Raw genomic sequence first — 18,100 nt, forward strand, 5'->3', positions numbered from 1 at the left:
GCCTCCTATTTTCCGGCGCCGGGACCGCCGCCGCGGATGGTGTTGCCGCGACCCCATCCCCAGTAGCCGCCGACCGTGCCGTGGTAGCGGGGGTACGCGGTGCTCATCTTCTCCACGAGGATCAGGGAGCCGACCGCGGCGAGCGGCAGGATGACCACCGTGTCGTCGTCGTAGCGCAGGTAGACGCCGCTGCCGTCGACGTACTCGTCGGCCGGCTCCCACACGCCGGTGAGCTCGTCGGACACCTGGCTGGGCATCTTGGACGACGTGTACGCGACCGCGTCACCGCCGATGTCCTGGGCCGCGGCCCTGGTGAAGTTGTCGGACACGTAGCCGCGCGGTGAGAAGCTCCCCGACAGCAGGCCAAAGCCGGCCACGAGCGCGCCGACGAGCGCCAGCCCGATCCCGACCACGAACCATCGCCGGTACGCCATCAGCGGTCTCCCAACCACGTGCGGGTCGTCACGAGTTCGCCGGTCTGCGGGTACGCGTGCCAGGTGCGCCAACCCTGCGGATCGGCGCGGAGGGCGGTCACCGCGTTCGGGTCGCCGGGAAACACCCCGACGAGCGCCTGCGGGTCGGCGGCCAGCTCGGCCCAGAGCGCGGACGCCGCGTCGATCTCTTCCACAGTGGACTCGAACCGGTAGCCCGCACTGTCCAAGGTGGACGGCAGGTGTGGCTCGCGGCCGGGCAGGCAGGCCACGGTCTCCACGCACCGCGCTCCGCCCGCCGCGGTCCACACGACCTGGTGCGAGGCGCCGAGCAGGCGCAGCTCGAGGCCGGGGAGGCGGAGCACGTGCAGCGCGGGCAGCTCGGGCAGGCCCAGCGCGAAGCTCAGGTCACCGGCGGTCGTGTCCGCGTACGGGGTGTCGAGGTGGACGAGCACTGCCCTCAGCCGCCCTGCGGGTAGATGAGCACCTCGGCCCGGTGCAGCTTCTCGCCGCGGCCGACCTCCCACTTGCCGCTGTCCCCGTACGACTCGAAGGACAGCAGCGCACCGTCCGGCGCGGCGTAGTCCTCGTACCGCACGGTGCCGGTGGGGTTGAGCCCGGTCGTGCCGGTGCCGGTGTATCGCGCGCGGCCACCCTCGTCCCGCGTGTACCGCCGACCGTCGAAGTCGACCGTCGGGGCGCCCGGCGTGACGGTGGCACTCGGCACCTCGTGCCACAGCACAAGCTCCAGGTCCGGGTCCTCCTCGACGGACATCCACACCTTCGTACCGTCCGCGTCGTCGAGCAGATGCTCGGCCCAGCCCCAGTCCCCCTCGGTGAAGCGGAGACTCCCCCGCACCGCATACGACCGCGTGCGGATCTCCACGATGTCACCGGGCTTGAGCACACGCGGATCGCCGCGCAACGCGTCAGTGTCGCCGGTCTGGAAGGGGTCGACCGATGCCGCCGCCGGCGCGGGCGCCGCTGCCTCCCGCCGCCGCCGCGACCGGCTGACCGCGACGACCGCGACCACCACGCCCGCGACCACCGCCAGGCAGCCGAGCCCAACCACGAGAAACGCCTCGCCACCCGCCATGCCCTGCCCTCCCCCACGACCCGCTTGGCCGCTGAGGTTAGCAAGCTCGATCAACTTGATCAGGCCCGCGGGGTGGGCACGCGACCTGCGACCCAGACGATCCATCCCGAACATAGAGATTTGGGCTACCGCGACGTCCGCGGTGGTCCGGACCGCTGCTCCCGCGGCCTCACCCTCCGCGTCCCACGACCAAACCCGCGCGGCCCGCGCCCGGCGAGGGCCGGACTCTGCTGCGACAAGCTCTCGACCTGGGCGCACGAACTCGCCCAGCAAACGACCGGTCCCGGTCGCCGCGGCCGTCCCCCGAGCCCCAACCCGGCCGGGCGCAATGCTGCGCCCAGCTCGAGAGCATTCCGCAACCGACGCCCGCCGGATGCCCGCGCCACCCGTCACCCCCGCGATTCACAACCCGTCACCGACCTCGCGGCCGGCGGCACGAGCAGACCCGCAAGAGTTCTGGATCTAGTCGACCTGGGCGGGCCGCCGGCGGCCGCTAGGCCGGCGGTGGGTTGTGAAGCGCGGAGGGTGAGGCCGCGGGAGCAGCGGTCTGGACCACCGCGGACGTCGCGGTAGCTCAGGTCTCTTGGATTGGTCTTCTAGGCGGACTCGCGGAGCACTAGCTCCGTCGGCAGGAGGCGGGACGAGGCGGGCTCGCGGCGGATTAGTCGCAGCAGTACGTCGACCATGTCGGCGGCGACGCGCTCCAGCGGCTGGCGGATCGTGGTCAGCGGGGGGTCGGTCTCGCGGGCGATGCGGGAGTCGTCGAAGCCGCCCACCGCCACGTCGTCCGGCACACGCCGGCCGGCGCGGCGCAGCTCGGCTAGGGCGCCGGCGGCGAGCAGGTCGGAGGCGGCGAAGACGGCGTCGATGTCCGGGCTCACGGACAGTAGCTCGCGCATGGCGGCCGCGCCGGCCGCGAAGCTGTAGTCGGAGGTGTCGACCACCAGCCGCCCGCGCGCCTTGCGGCCGAGCACGTCCCGGTACCCCTGGAGCCGCTCCTGGCCGCCGACCACCTGGGTGCAGGCGATCATGCCGATCCGCTTGCGCCCCTGCGCCACGAGGTGGCGGGTCATCTGGCGGGCGCCCTCGGTGTCCTCGGCCGCCACGTACGGGATGGCCGCCTCCGGGCCGCCGGGCTTGCCGCAGGCCACCGCGGGCACGACGCCGCTGGCGAGGTCGGCGATCAGCGGGTCGCCGGAGTGCGCGGAGATCAGCAGTACCCCGTCGACGTGGCCGCCGCGCACGTACCGCAGGACGCGGTCGCGCTCGGCGTCGCTGGACTCCAGCATCAGGATCAGGCTGATGTCGTGCTCGGCGAGGGCCTGCGTGCAGCAGCGCAGCAGCACGCTGAAGTTGGGGTCCTCGAAGAGCCGCTCCTGGGGCTCAGACAGCACGAACGCGACCGCGTTGGACTGCTTGGTGACAAGGCTCCGGGCGCTCTGGTTGACCGTGTACCCGGTCGTGCGCACCGCCCGCTCGACCGCCTTGAGCGCGGCCGGGCTCACGTACCGCGCGCCGTTGAGCACCCGGGAGACCGTGCCGCGGGATACGCCGGCGAGCTCCGCGACGTCGTCGATCGTCGGGCCGCGCCGCATCGCGCGCCGGGCGGCCCCCCGGGACTTCGGGTGGGGCTGGGCCGCGTCCGCCGTGTCGTTACCGCCTGTCATCTCACTGAGTTTTCCACGCGGGCTCCGGCCCGGGTCGCGGTACCGCGCCGGTGCGCGCCACCTGTCCATACCAATGGGCACTCGCCTTCGGCCGACGGGTCAGGTCGGCCTGGTCGACGCGGACGATGCCGAACCGCTTCGCGTACCCCTCGGCCCACTCGAAGTTGTCCAGCAGCGTCCAGACGAAGTACCCGCGCACGTCGACGCCGGCCTCGATCGCCTCGTGCAGGGCGAGCAGGTGCGAGTGCAGGTACGCCACCCGCGCCGGGTCGTCCACGCTGCCGTCCGGGCCGACCTCGTCGTCGAACGCGGCGCCGTTCTCGGTGATGTGGATGGGCGGCACGTCCGGGTACGCCTCGCGGAGGCCGACGAGCAGGTCGCGCAGGCCGGACGGCACGATCGGCCAGTCCACTGCCGTGACCGGGACCCCGGGAGGCACCACCGCGCGGGGGCCCGCCGTCACGTAGAGGGGCCGGTAGTAGTTGACGCCCAGGTAGTCGATCGGGGCGCTGATGAGGTCGAGGTCGCCGTCCCGCACGAGGTCGGCGCCGAGCCGGGATCGCCCGCGCAGCACCGGTTCCAGGAACATGCCGTGGTTGTCGTAGTCGTGCTCCGCCGCGGCGGCCGCGTCCTCCGGTGAGCCGGTCATCGGCCGCACCGGGCTCAGGTCGAGCGTGATGCCCACCTCGCCGCTGCCGCGCAGCACCGACAGCCCCAGCCCGTGCGCGAGCAGCAGGTGGTGTGCCGCCCGGTCGCGCAGGGCCCGGTCCCGGATGCCGGGCGCGTGGATGCCGTCGCCGTACCCGGCGTGGCTGGCGACCTTCGGCTCGTTGAGCGTGGCCCAGTGGTCGACCACGTCGCCGAGCGCGTCCCGCACGATCGCGGTGTAGTCGGCGAACCTGTACGCGGTGTCCCGCGCCGGCCAGCCGCCCCGGTCCTGGAGCGCCTGCGGCAGGTCCCAGTGGTAGAGCGTCACGTACGGCACGATGCCCCGCTCGCGCAGCCCCTCGACCAGCCGGCGGTAGTGGTCGAGGCCCTTCTGGTTGGCCGGGCCGGCGCCGTCCGGCTGGACCCGGGGCCAGGCGATGGAGAAGCGGTACGCGCCCAGCCCCAGCGACGCCATCAGCGCCACGTCCTCCGGCCAGCGGTGGTAGTTGTCGCAGGCCACGTCGCCGGTGTCGCCGCCGGCGATCGCGTCGGGCACCCGGCAGAAGGTGTCCCATATGGACGGTCCGCGCCCGTCCTCGTCGACCGCACCCTCCACTTGGTACGCGGCCGTGGCCGCACCGAACACGAAGCCGTCCGGAAAACGCGCCACACTCATCCTTTGACTCCCCCGCTGACGAGGTCGAGCCGCCAGTACCGCTGTAGGAACAGGAACAGCGCCACGAGCGGCAGCACGGACAGGAAGACACCCATGACGACCAGGGAGTACAGCGCGGGCTGGCTGGCGCCCTGGTTGAGCATCGTGAACAGACCGACGGTCATCGGGAAGCGCCGGTCGTCGGAGATCATGATGTACGGGAGCAGGAAGTTGTTCCAGATCGCGACGAACTGGAGGAGCAGCAGCGTCACCATGCCCGGGATCATCGGCGGCAGCCCGACCTTCCAGGCCAGCCGGTACTCTCCGGCGCCGTCGATCCGGCCGGCCTCCAGCATGTCGTCGGAGACCACCGAGGCGGCGTAGATCCGGGACAGATAGATGCCGTACGGGCTGATGATGCTCGGCAGCAGCACCGACCAGTACGAGTTGACGAGGTTGAGCTCGGACATCAGCAGGTACTGCGGCACGGCGAGCGTGATCTGCGGGACGAGCACGCCGGCCAGGATCGTCATGAAGATCAGCTCGCGGCCGACGAACTCGTACTTAGCCAGCGCGTACCCGGCGATGGTCGAGACCGCGACCGACAGCACCGCGCCGACGCCCGCGTAGAGCAGGCTGTTGAGCGCCCACCTCAGGAACACGCCGTCCCGGAAGTCGAGCAGGTTGGTGACGTTGTACTGGAACCCGCCATGGAAGCTCGGCCAGAACGAGAACGTGCTGAACAGCTCGCTCGGCCCCTTGGTCGCCGCGATCGCGACCCAGAGCACCGGCGCGAGGCAGTAGAAGGCGCCGAGCAGCAGCAGCGCGGTCGGTACCCAGCGGGTGCGCGAGCCTCTTTCCCTTTTGGTGGACACGGCCTCCGGCACCGTGGGGCGGGCGGTGAGCGTCGTCGTCATCGGTCCCTCCCGAAGGCACGCCGCTGTAGGAGGGTGAGCACCGCGACCGACACCGCGAGCGTGCCGAGCGCGAGCACCACCGAGGCAGCCGCGGCGCTGTAGATGTCGGCGTTGACGAACGCGTCCCGGTAGATCGTCATCAGCGGTACCCAGGTCTGCGAGACGGTGTCGGTGAGCGGCTGGAGCGTGGCCGGCTCGGTGTAGACCTGGAGTGTCGAGATCATCGCGAAGATCCCGGTCATCACGATGGCCGGCATGATCAGCGGTACCTTCACCCGCAGCGCGATCTGCACCTCGTTGGCGCCGTCGATCCGGGCCGCCTCGTACATCTCCGGCGGCAGCCCGCGCAGCGCGGTGAACAGCACGATCATGTTGAACCCGACACCGCCCCACACGCCGATGTTGGCGACCGAGAAGAGCACCGTGCCGGGCGCGAGGAAGTCCGGCGCGGGGAGCCCGAGCCACTCGAACGTGTCGCGGATCGGGCTCACGTCGGGCAGGTAGAGGAAGCCCCACAGCAGGGAAGCGATCACGCCGGGCACCGCGTACGGCAGGAAGATGCCGATCCGGGAGAACGCGCCGAACCGTACCCGGGGCGTGTCCAGCAGCAGCGCGAAGAGCAGCGCGAGGCCGAGCATCGACGGGACCACGATCACGCCGTACAGCAGCATGCGCAGCACCCCGTCGACGTACGCCGAGTCGGTCAGCACGCTCGCGTAGTTCTCCAGGCCGACGAACGTCTCCCTGCGGATGCCCAGCCCGCCGCCGGTGACCCGGTTGGCGCGCAGGCTCAGGTACACCGTGTACCCGATCGGTACCAGCAGGAAGAGCACGAGCAGGACGACGGCCGGGGCCATCAACACGTACGGGGTCGGGCCGCCGCGCCGGCTGGGCCGGCGACGGCGGACCGTGGCAGCCGCTAGCAACTCACGCCTCCTTGACCTCGAAGCCCTGCTTCTTGAGGTCGGCGACGGACGCGGCCTGGACGGCGTCGACCGCCGCGGCGAAGTCGGACTTGTCCTGTATGGCCTTGGCGAAGATGTCGCTGTACTGGCTGTACGTCACGTTGACGTTCGGCGCCCAGTTGAAGCCCCGCGCGGTCTGCGCGATGTCGGCGGCCTCGGCGAAGAACGTGGGCTGGTTGGGCATCATCGCCGGCGCCTTGCTGAGCTGCGAGCTGGACTGGCCCTTGGTGGCCGCCGGGTAGATGCCGCCCTCGGCGATGAGCGCGTCGAGCGCCTCCTGGTCGGTGTTGAGCCACTTGACGAACTTCTCCGCCTGCGCCCGCTGCGACGACTTGCTGGAGATGGCGGTCGCCGAGCCGCCCCAGTAGCCGGTCGCCTGGGTACCGTCCCACTGCGGCATCGGCACCATGCGCCACTTGCCCTTGGTGCTCGGCGCGACGCCCTCCAGCACACCGGCGCCCCAGATCGCGCTCGGCCAGGCCAGCAGAGTGCCGTCGGTCATCGCCTTGTTCCACTCGGGGGTGTACATCGGCTTGCCCGACAGCACGTCGTCGTTGACAAGCCCACCCCAGAAGGAGGCCACCCTCTTGGTCGCCTCGTCGTTGATCCGCACGGTCCAGGTGCCGTTGTCGTTGACCCACCAGTTGGCGCCGGCCTGCTCGGCGAGCCCGGCGAACCAGCCCGGGTCGCCGGAGGAGAACGTCGCGAGGTAGCGCTTGGCGTCCTTCTGCCGCACCTGCCGCGCGACGTCGGCGAACTCGTCCCACGTCGTCGGCACGGTGAGGCCGAGCTGCTGGAAGAGGTCCTCACGGTAGTAGAGCATCATCGGCCCGACGTCCTGCGGTATCCCGTACGTCTTGCCGCCGAACGAGGTCAGCGCCCACGTACCGTCGGTGAACTCGCCCTTGATGCCGTCGGCCAGCGAGGTGAGGTCGGCCGCGACGCCGTTGGTGATGAGCACCGGCAGGGCCTGGTACTCGGCGTGGATCAGGTCGGGCGCGTTGCCGGCGCGGTGTGCGGTGAGCGTTTTGGTGATCAGCTCCTCGCCCTGGGCCTGGTTGCTCACCGTGACCTTCTGGGTGGGGTTCTTGGCGTTCCAGATGTCGACGACCTTCTGGACGTTGGTGGTCCAGGTCCAGAAGGTGAGGTTGGCCGGGGCGTTCGGGTCGCCTGCGGTCTGGGCCGGCTCTTCGTCGTCGCCGCCACACGCGGCGAGGAAAGTGGGCACGGCGGTGGCCGCGCCGAGCGCGGCGATGCCCTTGAGGAAGCCGCGCCGGTGGATCTGCTGAGTCATGGGGTGCCCTCCTGAGTTTCAGTACTCTGTGAGCGTTCACAGAATCGGCGCGACTTCGAACGACTGTCAAGGCCTCGTTGCGGATTTGTTTCCGCTGCGTTCTCACGGGTTGCCAGCCGCCGATGATCAGTGCTGGCGCATCTGTGAGCGGTCACGGTATGGTGCCCGTTTGTGACCACACGTTCGGGCGGGCTACGGCAGGTGCGGCTCGGCTCCCGCGACCTCGACCGATCCGCCGCCTTCTATCGCGACCTGCTCGGCTTCGAGGAGGTGCCCGTGTCCATCCAGGACGCGCGGTGCTTCGCCGCCGGCGAGGTGCGCGTACTGGTCAGCCAGGTCGGGCCGGACGCCGATCTGGGCGGCTGGGTGAACGACGACGTGCAAGGCGGCATCCGCCACTTCGGCATGAAGGTCGCCGACATCGACGCCCGCGTCCGCGACCTGGAAGCGGCCGGCGTCACCGTGCTCTCGCCCCCGGCCGACGTGCTCGGCGACGTGCGGATCGCGTTCTTCCTCGACCCGGACGGCGCACGGCTGGAGTTCGTCCAGGGCAACCTCCGCTACCAGCACGTGTACGCGCCGGACCTCGCCGCCGCCGAGGCCGCGACCCGGGTCGTGCCGGGCGAGCGGCCGCGCTTCGACCACGTGGCGGTCACTGTCGAGGACCTGCCGGCCACGCTCGACGCGTTCGACTATCCGGTGATCGGCGAGATCCGGCACCACGACGACCCGCGCGGGTTCCTGATGACGTACCTCCAGGCCGGGCCGGCGGTGCTCGAAGTGTTCAGCTTCGACGTGCCGGTACGCCCGCGCCCGCTGGAGAACGACGGGGTGCTCGGCTTCCAGCGATTCGAGGTGGAGTAATGGGCAGCATCCTGGTGACCGGGTCGTCCGACGGTATCGGCGCGAAGATCGCCGACGTCCTCGAAGGACTCGGCCACGACGTGGTCCGGCACGCCCGCGACGAGGCGAAGGCGGCGCGGCTGCGGGCGGCCGGCGCGGGTGAGGTGGTGGTCGGCGACCTCGCGTCACTCGCCGCCACCCGGGCGATGGCCGCCGCCGCGAGTGCGCTCGGGCCCTTCGACGTGATCGTGCACAACGCCGGCTGGCTGCCGCCCGAGGGACCGCGCCCGGTGACGGAGGACGGGCTGGAGCGCACCTTCCAGGTGAACGCGCTGTCGGCGTACCTGCTCACCGCCCTGATCCCGCTGCCGTCGCGGCTCGTGTACGTCAGCTCCGACTCGATCGTGCGCGGCCGGATCGACCTGGACGACCTCCAGCACGAGGCGAAGTGGACGCCCGACAGCGCGTACGCGGACTCGAAGCTCGCGATGACCGCGATCGCCTTCGCCTTCGCCCGCCGCCACCCGGACGTCCGCGTCAACGCCGTCCACCCCGGCTGGATCCGCACAAAGATGAGCGGCCACGCCGCCCCCTAGACGTAACGGTTGGCGCCGACACCCCCGTGTGGCTCGCGGTTTCGGACGACCCAGGCACCGGCGACTTCTACCACAACCGCCAGATAGTCCACCTAAACGACCAAGCCTACGACCAGGACCTCCAAGACGCCCTCCTTGAGCGCTGCGCCGCCCTCACCTCGAACGGTTGATCAGGGAGTTGGTGGGCGTGTCGGCCGGCGCGCCGCTCCACCACCAACTCCCTGATCAAACCCCGTCACACCAGCCGGAAGGCTAGGTCCAGGCGGACCGGCGCGGCGGGTAGTAGGTAGGGCGGGAGGACGCCGGGGCCGCAGGAGGCGGAGCCTATGCCGTTGTGGCCGGCGTCCAGCGTTAGCCAGGTGTGGCCGTCCGCTGTGAGGTCGGTTGGGTGGGCGGCCTTGTCTAGGGCTTCGGCGGTCCACGGGCGGGCGGTCAGGCCGAACGGGGTTCGGCCGTCGACCCGCACGCCGCCGCCCTGCCCGCCGGTGACGGTCGCCCACCGCACGTCCGCGCGGCGCCCGTTCTCCTGTGGGAAGAGGTAGGGCGTCTGCATCTCGGCCACGGTCCGGAACCATCGGCCGGTGCGGGTGGCGAGGCCGGTGTCCGGGTACGCCTCGCCGGGCCCGCGCCCGAACCACTCCACCTTGTCCAGCTCGCCCGGCAGCGCGAAGACCACGCCGAGCATCGGCAGCGGCCCGGGAAGATGTCCGGCCACGTCGATGTCCACGACGAGGCGGAGGCCGTCGTCGGCCAGGGCACTCCAGGTGTACGTGGCGAGCAGCCCGCCGTCCGACGCAGCCGGCGCGACCCGGGTGCGCACGACCACGCCGTCCCCGGTGACCGTCACCTCGTCGACCCGGTGCGTGAGCCGGTCGAGGCCGGCCGCCCGCCAGCGCGGTTCGAGGGCCTCGCCGTGCGGCGCGCGGTCGTTGTCGGTGGGGGCCCGCCAGACCTGGAGCCGCGGCCCGTCGACCTCCCACCCGCCGAGGCGCACGAGGCGGCCGGTCCGCTCGTCCAGCAGGCCCGGCCCGACGTGCACCCTGCCCCCGTCGCGGCGGATCGCCATCCGGGCCGGCGGTGGCTCCGGCGGGCGGCGGGCGCCGAGCGGGAGCTGGGTTGCGGCGACCTCGTGGCCGGCCTTGGCCCACGGCTCGTCGGCGGCGAGCACGGCCTGCACGGTCAGGTACGCCTCTGCCCCGGTGGCCGGCAGCACGGGCAGGTCCACCCGCACGCTCTCCCCGGGCGGTACGTCGGTCACCTCCAGCGCGCCCCGGGCCACCACCTCGCCGCCGTCCTCCAGGATCCACCGGAAGTCCAGATGGGACAGTCCACTGTCGACGTGTCCATTGCGGATGGTGAGGCCGCCGTCGCCGGAGGGGGTGATGCGCACGGGCTCGAAGACCTTCTTCAGGTCCAGCAGGCCGGGCGACGGCGTACGGTCCGGGAAGAGCAGGCCGTCCGCGACGAAGTTGCCGTCGTGCAGCACCTCGCCGAAGTCGCCGCCGTACGCGAAGTACTCGCGCCCGTCGGCCGTACGCGCGCGCAGGCCGTGGTCGATCCACTCCCACACGAAGCCACCCTGGAGGCGCGGATAGGTCTCGTACAGCCGCTGGTACTCGGCGAGCCCGCCGGGGCCGTTGCCCATCGCGTGCGCGTACTCGACGTGCACGAACGGCATCGCCCGCCGCCGCGCGTCCAGCGCCGGATCGTCGAGCGGCGCCTCCTCGCCTCGGCCGATCGCCTCGATCTCGGCGTGCGTGAGGTACATCCGGCTGTACACGTCGACGTCGCGGCAGGTCCAGTCCCGCTCGTACAGCAAGGGACGGCTCGGGTCGCGGTGCCGCGCCCAGCGCGCCATCGCGGCGAGGTTGCGACCGCTGCCGCTCTCGTTGCCGAGCGACCAGAGCACGACGCTGGGGTGGTTCTTGTCCCGCTCGACCGTGCGCCGCATGCGGTCGACGAGCGCGTCCGTCCAGCGTGGGTCGTCGGCCGGGTTGTCCCGCCGCTCCACCAGGTCGAAGCCGTGGGTCTCCAGGTCGCACTCGTCCACGACGTAGAGGCCGTACTCGTCACACAGCTCCAGGAAGCGCGGGTGCGGCGGGTAGTGGCTGGTCCGTACCGAGTTGATGTTGTGCTGCTTCATCAGCCGCACGTCTTCGAGCATGTCCTCCTCGGTGACCGCGCGTCCCCGGTCGGGGTGGAACTCGTGCCGGTTGACGCCGCGGAAGAGCACGCGCCGGCCGTTCACGGTCAGGACGCCGCCGTCGATCCGTACGCTCCGGAAGCCGATCCGGAGGGTCACTGTCTCGGCGCCGGTGCTGACGGTCGCGTCGTACAGCCGGGGGCGCTCGGCCGACCATGGCTCGACCCGGGGCAGCCGGACCGTCTCGCCGCACTCGGCGTCGACGCCGAGCTCGGGCACGCGCACCCGGGCCGGGACGTCCGCCGCGACGGTGAGCGTGCCGCCGCCGGTCACGTGGTCGTAGTCGGCGCGGACCTCGACGTCGCCGATCCCGCCGTCCGGTCGGGCGATCAGGTCGACGCCGCGGAAGATGCCGGAAAGCCACCACATGTCCTGGTCTTCCACGTAGCTGCCGGCGCTCCACTGCACGACGCGGACCGCGAGGACGTTGTCGCCGTCCGCGCGCAGCGCCTCGGTGACGTCGAACTCCGTGGTGAGCCGGCTGCCCGTGGTCCACCCGAGCTCGACACCGTTGAGCCACACGCGGGCGGCGGAGTCGGCACCGGCGAAGCGGAGCACCGCGCGCCCGCCCGGCCACCCGTCCGGGAGGCGGAACGCGTGCCGGTAGTCGCCGGTCGGGTTTTCGTTGGGGACGCGGGGCGGGTCGAGGGGAAAGGGGTAGGCGATGTTCGTGTACGCGGGCGCGCCGTATCCGTGCAGCTGCCAGTGCGACGGCACCGGCAGCCGATCCCACCCCGCGTCGTCGAACGCCGGCCCGGTGAAGTCCAGCGGCCCGTCGGCGCGTTCGGCGTACCGAAACCGCCACAACCCGTCGAGCGACAGCCGCGGGGCGTCGCTGTCGAGCCAGGCCCGGGCTGGCTGGGCGGTCGGCGGCGGGGCGAAGGACTCGTACCAGGAGCGCTCACTCATGGGTCGCACATTACTGTGAGCGCTCACAGTAGGCTAGCCTGCACGGCTTCCCCGCCGTTATCGTGAACCATGCGCCGCTGGACCGTCGTCGGGGCGGCCGCGGTCGTGGCGCTCCTGCTACTCGCGGTCGTGCTCGTCCGATGGGGCCCCGGGGGCGGCTCGCCCGCCGCCGCGCCAAGCCCCTCACCCGAGCCGACCGCCACACCACAGCTCACCACCGCCGAGGTGTACGAGGCGGTGGCCCCCTCGATCGTCATCGTCGAGCGGCTCGCCGCCGGCGAGCGGGTCGCCGGCACCGGCACCGGCGTGGTGGCCAGCGACACCGGCGTCATCCTCACCGCGTTGCACGTGGTCAACGGCGGCGAGGTGCGGGTCACGTTCGCCGACGGTACGCGCTCGGCCGCGACCGTCGAGGCGAGCGACCCGGCCAACGACATCGCCGCCCTCGCCGTCGCCAGCCTCCCGCCCGTGCTCGTGCCCGCCACGATCGGCAACTCCGGCCGCCTCGCGGTCGGCGACCCGGTCGTCGCCGTCGGCAACCAGCTCGGTATGACCAGCAGCGCGACCGCGGGCGTGGTCTCCGGGCTGGACAGGGCCGCGGCCGGCGACGACGGCAGCAAGCTGGCCGGCCTGATCCAGTTCGACGCCGCGGTCAACCCGGGCAGCTCGGGCGGCCCGCTGGTCAACACCCGCGGCGAGACGATCGGCATCGTGGTCGCCCTGGCGAACCCGACCCGGGCCGGCACGTTCATCGGCATCGGCTTCGCGGTGCCGATCGGCACTGCGCTGGGCGGTGGCCCCGGCAGCGACGACGGACCACAGCGTTGAGACGACGACGATAGGACGGGTAAGCACATGCAGACACCGGTGGAGCAGGTGCTCTACGAGGTCAAGAAGACGATCGTCGGCCAGGACGCCCTGCTCGAACGGTTACTGGTGGCCCTGCTCGCCCGCGGCCACATCCTCGTCGAGGGCGTGCCCGGCCTCGCCAAGACGCTCGCGGTCAAGGCGCTCGCCCACGCGATCGGCGGCCAGTTTCACCGCATCCAGTTCACGCCGGACCTCGTGCCCGCCGACATCGTCGGTACCCGGGTCTACCACCAGCCGACCGGCGAGTTCCAGGTCTCGCTCGGGCCGGTCTTCACCAACCTGCTGCTCGCCGACGAGATCAACCGGGCGCCGGCCAAGGTACAGAGCGCGCTGCTGGAGGTCATGCAGGAGCAGCAGGTCACGATCGGCCGGGAGACGCACCAGGTGCCGCGCCCCTTCCTGGTCATGGCCACGCAAAACCCGATCGAGTCCGAGGGTACGTATCCGCTGCCCGAGGCGCAGGTCGACCGGTTCATGATGAAGGTCGTGGTCGGGTACCCGAGCCCCACCGAGGAGTTCGTGATCGTCGAGCGGGCCATCGCGGCGCCGCCGGTCACCCAGGCGGTCGCCGACCCGGAAAAGCTCACCGCGATGCAGGCCCAGGTCGACCAGGTGTACGTGGACCCGGCGCTGATCGAGTACTCGGTCCGGCTCGCCAACGCGACCCGCCGCCCCGCCGACGTCGGCCTGGACGAGCTGACCCGGTACGTGAGCTTCGGCGCCAGCCCCCGCGCCTCGATCAACCTCGTGCTGGCCGCCCGTGCCCTCGCGTTCGTCCGCGGCCGCGACTACGCCGTGCCGACCGACCTGACCGACATCGCCCTCGACGTGCTGCGGCACCGGCTCGTGCTGTCGTACGAGGCGCTAGCCGACGACGTCACGCCGGACATCGTGCTGGGCCGGGTGCTGGCCGCGCTGCCTGTGCCGGACGCCCCGCTGAGAGACAAGGCGGCGGTGCGGTGACCACCCCGCCGGACCGCCTGCTGCGCCGCCTGGAGTGGCAGGTCGTACGCCGGCTCGACGGGCGGCTCCAGGGCGCCTACCGCACGGTGTTCCGGGGCACCGGCATCGACTTCGCCGACCTGCGCGCGTACACGGCCGAGGACGACGTGCGGCACATCGACTGGAACGTCACCGCCCGCCTCGACGAGCCGTACGTGCGGCAGTACACCGAGGACCGCGAGGTGACCTCCTGGCTGGTGCTGGACCGGTCGGCGTCCATGCGGTTCGGTGCGGCGACCGGCGACGGCAAGGCCGGGGTCGTGACGGACCTGGCGGTGTGCCTGGCGCGGCTGTTCACGCAGGGCGGCAACCGAGTCGGCGCAATCCTCTACGACAACCAGGTGCACAGGGTGATCCCGGCTCGCAGCGGACGTACCCATGTCCTGCACATAACCCACGAGCTGACCAAGGACGGGCCGGCCCGCGACGACCGCCGCCCCACCGACCTCGCCGCGATGCTGCACCTGGCCGCGGCCACCGCGCGGCGGCGGGGGCTTGTCTTCGTCATCTCCGACTTCATCGGCGACCTCGACTGGGAGCCGGCGCTCACCCGGCTGGCGCTGCGGCACGAGGTGGTGGTGATCCGGATCGTCGACCCGGCCGAGCTGGAGCTGCCCGACCTCGGGCTGGTGCTCGTCGAGGACGCGGAGACAGGTGAGCAGCTGCTGGCCGACACGAGCGACCCGCTCTTCCGGCGGCGGCTGAGAGCCGAGGTGGACGCCCGCGAGTTCGCGGTCACCGGCGCGATCCGGCGCTCCGGCGCGGCCGCCCACCGGCTCGGCACCGACCAGGACCTGGTGGCGGCGCTGGTCGAGATGGCACAGCAGTCGAAACGGAGGCGGGCGTGACGTTTCGGTACCCACTCTTGCTGGCCGTCGCGGTGGCGGTCGGGGTGGGGCTGTTCGTCGCGTACCACCTCTTGCAACGGCGCCGGGCCGCGGCGCTGGCAGCCGCCGGACTGGCGCCCGCCCGTCCCCGGGGTGGGCGCTTACGGCGGCATCTGCCGCCGCTGCTGATGCTCGGCGCGCTCGTCCTGCTCTTCCTCGGCGTCGCGCGTCCACAAGCGACAGTGCCGGTACCGCGCGCCTCGGGCACCGTGATCCTCGCCTTCGACGTCTCCAACAGCATGGGCGCCACGGACGTCACGCCCACCCGCCTGGGCGCCGCCCAGTCCACGGCGGCCACGTTCGTGCGGTCGCAGCCGGACACGGTGGACGTCGGGGTGGTCGCCTTCGGGCAGGGCGCGCTCACCACCCAGCTGCCCAGCAACGACCACGACAGCACGGTCGCCGCGATCAACCGCCTCACGGTGGCCGGTGGTACCTCGCTCGGGCAGGCGATCCTCGCCTCGCTGTCCGCGATCGTCGGCCAGCCGGTGAGCCTGCCCGACGCGGAGGCCGGCGAGCCGCCGCCCGACCTCGGCTACTGGCGTTCGGCGACGATCGTGCTGCTGACGGACGGCGAGGACACCGGCGGGCCGGACGCGCTGGCCGCCGCCGAGCTGGCCGCGACCGCGGGCGTACACATCGAGACCGTCGGCGTGGGCACGGTCGAGGGCGCCACGATCGAGGTCGAGGGGTTCCAGATGGCGACCGCCCTCAACGAGGAGCTGCTCGCCCAGGTCGCGGAGGCCACCGCCGGCTCTTACCATCGAGCCCAGGACGCGCAGTCCCTCGGCGGTGTCTACGACTCGCTCGACCTGCGCATCACCGTCGAGGACAAGCTCGTCGAGCTGACCGGGGCGGCGGTCGGGATCGCGCTGTTCCTGCTCACGATCGGCGGGCTGCTCATGATCACCTGGTTCGGACGGATCCTCTGATGTCGCTGACCTGGCCGTGGGCCCTCGCCGCGCTGCTCGCCTTCCCCCTGCTGCTGGGCTACCGCTGGTGGCTGCGCCGCCGGCGCCGCCGGGAGACCGTGCGGGTCTCCAACATCACGCTGATCCGGGCCGCGCTCCCGGGCCGCTCGCTGTGGCGGCGGCGCATCCCGATCTGGCTCTTCGCCGCCGGCCTCGTCGTGCTCGCCGGCGGCGCCGCGCGTCCACAGGCCTCGGTGCCGGTACCGTCCAACTCCGCCTCGATCCTGCTCGCGATGGACGTCTCCGCCTCGATGTGCTCGACCGACGTCCCGCCCAACCGGCTGAGTGCGGCGCAGGAGGCGGCCCGCACGTTCGTGGAGGAGCTGGACGACGGCACCCGGATCGGCCTCGTCACGTTCTCCGCGATCGCCGGGCTGCTGGTCGAGCCGACCACCGACAAGGACGTGCTGCTCGCCGCGATCGCCGACCTCAAGACCTCCCGAGGTACCGCGATCGGCCAGGCCATCCTCACGTCGGTCGACGCGATCTCCGAGATCAACCCGGACGTGCCACCCACCGGCGTCGAGGCGCCACCGCCCGCGGGCGACTCCGGAGAGTACGAGCCGGAGACGATCGTGGTGCTCACCGACGGCCGCAACACCCAGGGCGTCGACCCGATCACCGCGGCCAGCGAGGCGGCGGCGCGCAAGGTCCGGGTGTACACGATCGGCTTCGGCAGCAGCGAGCCCGCGCCCTCCGTCTGCAGCCGTGAGCAGATCAGTGGCGACGCGGCGTTCCGGGGCGACGGGATGGGTCCGTTCGGCGGCTTCGGGCGCGGCGGGCGCTACCAGCAGATCGACGAGGACACGCTCACCGAGGTCGCCGACATGACCGGCGGCGAGTACTTCCAGGCCGAGAACGCCGACGCCCTCACCGAGGTGCTGCTCGACCTGCCCAGCTCGATCACGTTGCAGCGCGAAAACGTGGAGATCACCGCGTGGTTCGCCCTGGTGGGGGCGCTGCTTGTGCTCGGCGGGCTGGGGCTGGCGCAGTGGTGGCAGCGGCCGGTGGTGGTACCGCCCGCTCTCGCTCCCTCGCCGCCGGCACCTCCGCCTCCGCCGCCTCCTAGTGAGACCCCGCCGGACAACACGGTCTGGAAGCGTGGATAGCGGCGCGCTGGTCCGGCTGAGCCGGCGCCTGTCGTACATCCTGCGCCACGACCCGGGCAGCGTCGGGATCACCCTCGACCCGCAGGGCTGGGTGGCGGTCGACGACCTGCTGGCCGCCCTTGGCACCGGCGTGAGCCGCGCGGACCTGGACGCGGTGGTGGACGGCAACGACAAGCGCCGGTACGCGATCCGCTCCGGGCCCGGCGGCCGCGACGAGATCCGCGCCAGCCAGGGCCACTCGGTGCCGGTCGACCTGGGCCTCGAGGAGGTGCCGCCCCCGCCGGTGCTCTTCCACGGCACCTCCGCCGCTGCCGTGCCGTCGATCCGGGCGCGCGGGCTGGAGCGGGGCGGGCGCCACCACGTACACCTCTCGCCGGACCTCACCACCGCCGAAGTGGTCGGTCGGCGCCGGCGCGGGCCGGTGGCGGTGCTGACCGTCGACGCGGCGGCGATGGCGGCGGCCGGGTACCCGTTCTACCGCAGCGCCAACGGCGTGTGGCTCACCGATCACGTCCCGCCGGAGTACCTGCGACCGTCGCCCTGATCGCCTCCTCGACATGTGTCCACGTTGGAGCGTGCTCGGTCCACGGCGGGGCGGTCGCCGCCTGCGGGCCGAAGAGGTACAGGTGCGGGACCAGGCCGCGCAGCGCCTCGTGTACCTCCAGCGTGTCGTCCACGAAGTAGGTGATGCCCAGCTCGGCGCAGTGGATCGCCTTGTCCCGCCGCGCCCGGCAGAACCGCACGTGGTCGGGCGGGATCCCGGTACGGCCGGCGAAGTCGTGGTGCGCCAGCCACTGACGCGTACGCCGCTCCACCCGCTCGCCGCACTTGGAGACCAGCCAGGCCCGCCCCTCGAAGAGCGTCACGAGGCGGGCGATCGCCTCGAACGAGCCCGGCATGGACGGCGTGCGCAGCAGCCGCGCGGTATCGCCGGTGAAGAACGCGGTGTCGCCACCCTCAGGATGCGCGGGTCCGTTGATGATGACCTTGCCGATGTCGATACCAAGTCTCATGTGGTCAAGGATCGGGCCCCTGGC

At 71.9% G+C, this 18,100-nt stretch carries 18 protein-coding genes; 8 read left to right on the forward strand and 10 right to left on the reverse strand.

Annotated elements, in window-relative coordinates; translation table 11 throughout:
* Nucleotides 1-5: 5 nt before the first annotated feature.
* The 8 genes from Pflav_RS18920 to Pflav_RS18955 all read right to left on the reverse strand — a co-directional run bounded on the left by Pflav_RS18920 (nucleotide 6) and on the right by Pflav_RS18955 (nucleotide 7,673).
* Nucleotides 6-434 carry a DUF4247 domain-containing protein gene (locus Pflav_RS18920; protein ID WP_173037327.1) on the reverse strand — a complete coding sequence of 143 codons (429 nt, stop codon included), beginning with the start codon at nucleotides 432-434 and terminating at the stop codon, nucleotides 6-8.
* A complete protein-coding gene (locus Pflav_RS18925) occupies nucleotides 434-886 on the reverse strand; it encodes a DUF2617 family protein (protein WP_173037328.1) in 453 nt (150 codons plus the stop codon). The genes Pflav_RS18920 and Pflav_RS18925 overlap by 1 nt, the downstream gene beginning before the upstream one ends.
* A gap of 5 nt (nucleotides 887-891) precedes the next feature.
* A complete protein-coding gene (locus Pflav_RS18930; protein ID WP_173037329.1) occupies nucleotides 892-1,527 on the reverse strand; it encodes a DUF4178 domain-containing protein in 636 nt (211 codons plus the stop codon).
* Nucleotides 1,528-2,123: 596 nt separating this feature from the next.
* Nucleotides 2,124-3,194: a LacI family DNA-binding transcriptional regulator gene (locus Pflav_RS18935; protein WP_232071621.1), complete on the reverse strand. Its 1,071-nt coding sequence runs from the start codon at nucleotides 3,192-3,194 to the stop codon at nucleotides 2,124-2,126.
* 1 nt (nucleotide 3,195) lies between these two features.
* On the reverse strand, nucleotides 3,196-4,518 hold the full coding sequence (locus Pflav_RS18940; protein WP_173037330.1) for a GH1 family beta-glucosidase: 1,323 nt from the start codon (nucleotides 4,516-4,518) through the stop codon (nucleotides 3,196-3,198).
* Nucleotides 4,515-5,414, reverse strand: a complete 900-nt coding sequence (locus tag Pflav_RS18945) for a carbohydrate ABC transporter permease (protein ID WP_173037331.1) — start codon at nucleotides 5,412-5,414, stop codon at nucleotides 4,515-4,517. Before Pflav_RS18945 ends, Pflav_RS18940 begins: the two co-directional genes overlap by 4 nt.
* Nucleotides 5,411-6,340, reverse strand: a complete 930-nt coding sequence (locus tag Pflav_RS18950; protein WP_232071623.1) for a carbohydrate ABC transporter permease — start codon at nucleotides 6,338-6,340, stop codon at nucleotides 5,411-5,413. Before Pflav_RS18950 ends, Pflav_RS18945 begins: the two co-directional genes overlap by 4 nt.
* A 1-nt stretch (nucleotide 6,341) precedes the next feature.
* A complete protein-coding gene (locus tag Pflav_RS18955) occupies nucleotides 6,342-7,673 on the reverse strand; it encodes an ABC transporter substrate-binding protein (protein ID WP_173037332.1) in 1,332 nt (443 codons plus the stop codon).
* A 171-nt stretch (nucleotides 7,674-7,844) separates the two neighbouring features.
* Between Pflav_RS18955 and Pflav_RS18960 the strand changes: the two genes are divergently transcribed.
* Both Pflav_RS18960 and Pflav_RS18965 read left to right on the forward strand, forming a co-directional pair.
* The gene (locus Pflav_RS18960; RefSeq protein WP_173037333.1) at nucleotides 7,845-8,537 is read left to right on the forward strand and encodes a VOC family protein; all 693 of its coding nucleotides are present in this window, start codon (nucleotides 7,845-7,847) and stop codon (nucleotides 8,535-8,537) included.
* Nucleotides 8,537-9,112 (forward strand): SDR family oxidoreductase, encoded by a 576-nt coding sequence (locus tag Pflav_RS18965; RefSeq protein WP_173037334.1) that lies wholly within the window; start codon nucleotides 8,537-8,539, stop codon nucleotides 9,110-9,112. Before Pflav_RS18960 ends, Pflav_RS18965 begins: the two co-directional genes overlap by 1 nt.
* Before the next feature lie 235 nt (nucleotides 9,113-9,347).
* Here Pflav_RS18965 and Pflav_RS18970 read toward each other — a convergent pair whose 3' ends face one another.
* A complete protein-coding gene (locus Pflav_RS18970; protein WP_173037335.1) occupies nucleotides 9,348-12,224 on the reverse strand; it encodes a glycoside hydrolase family 2 TIM barrel-domain containing protein in 2,877 nt (958 codons plus the stop codon).
* Between the two features lie 69 nt (nucleotides 12,225-12,293).
* Here Pflav_RS18970 and Pflav_RS18975 point away from each other — a divergent pair, with 69 nt between their 5' ends.
* From Pflav_RS18975 to Pflav_RS19000, 6 genes are read left to right on the forward strand one after another with little or no spacing between them, the layout of a single operon-like run.
* A complete protein-coding gene (locus tag Pflav_RS18975) occupies nucleotides 12,294-13,052 on the forward strand; it encodes a S1C family serine protease (protein ID WP_173037336.1) in 759 nt (252 codons plus the stop codon).
* Nucleotides 13,053-13,079: 27 nt separating this feature from the next.
* Nucleotides 13,080-14,057 (forward strand): AAA family ATPase, encoded by a 978-nt coding sequence (locus Pflav_RS18980; RefSeq protein WP_173037337.1) that lies wholly within the window; start codon nucleotides 13,080-13,082, stop codon nucleotides 14,055-14,057.
* Nucleotides 14,054-14,944: a DUF58 domain-containing protein gene (locus Pflav_RS18985; protein ID WP_173037338.1), complete on the forward strand. Its 891-nt coding sequence runs from the start codon at nucleotides 14,054-14,056 to the stop codon at nucleotides 14,942-14,944. The genes Pflav_RS18980 and Pflav_RS18985 overlap by 4 nt, the downstream gene beginning before the upstream one ends.
* Complete coding sequence (locus Pflav_RS18990) at nucleotides 14,941-15,915, forward strand: VWA domain-containing protein (protein ID WP_173037339.1); 975 nt, start codon at nucleotides 14,941-14,943, stop codon at nucleotides 15,913-15,915. Before Pflav_RS18985 ends, Pflav_RS18990 begins: the two co-directional genes overlap by 4 nt.
* The gene (locus Pflav_RS18995) at nucleotides 15,915-17,063 is read left to right on the forward strand and encodes a VWA domain-containing protein (protein ID WP_173037340.1); all 1,149 of its coding nucleotides are present in this window, start codon (nucleotides 15,915-15,917) and stop codon (nucleotides 17,061-17,063) included. Before Pflav_RS18990 ends, Pflav_RS18995 begins: the two co-directional genes overlap by 1 nt.
* On the forward strand, nucleotides 17,056-17,607 hold the full coding sequence (locus Pflav_RS19000; protein ID WP_173037341.1) for an RNA 2'-phosphotransferase: 552 nt from the start codon (nucleotides 17,056-17,058) through the stop codon (nucleotides 17,605-17,607). The genes Pflav_RS18995 and Pflav_RS19000 overlap by 8 nt, the downstream gene beginning before the upstream one ends.
* Here the strand turns inward: Pflav_RS19000 and Pflav_RS19005 are convergent.
* Nucleotides 17,564-18,076 (reverse strand): hypothetical protein, encoded by a 513-nt coding sequence (locus Pflav_RS19005; RefSeq protein ID WP_173037342.1) that lies wholly within the window; start codon nucleotides 18,074-18,076, stop codon nucleotides 17,564-17,566. The two genes, Pflav_RS19000 and Pflav_RS19005, sit on opposite strands and share 44 nt — an antisense overlap.
* Nucleotides 18,077-18,100: the final 24 nt, after the last annotated feature.

This window comes from Phytohabitans flavus (assembly GCF_011764545.1).
In the GTDB taxonomy this organism is placed as follows: domain Bacteria; phylum Actinomycetota; class Actinomycetes; order Mycobacteriales; family Micromonosporaceae; genus Phytohabitans; species Phytohabitans flavus.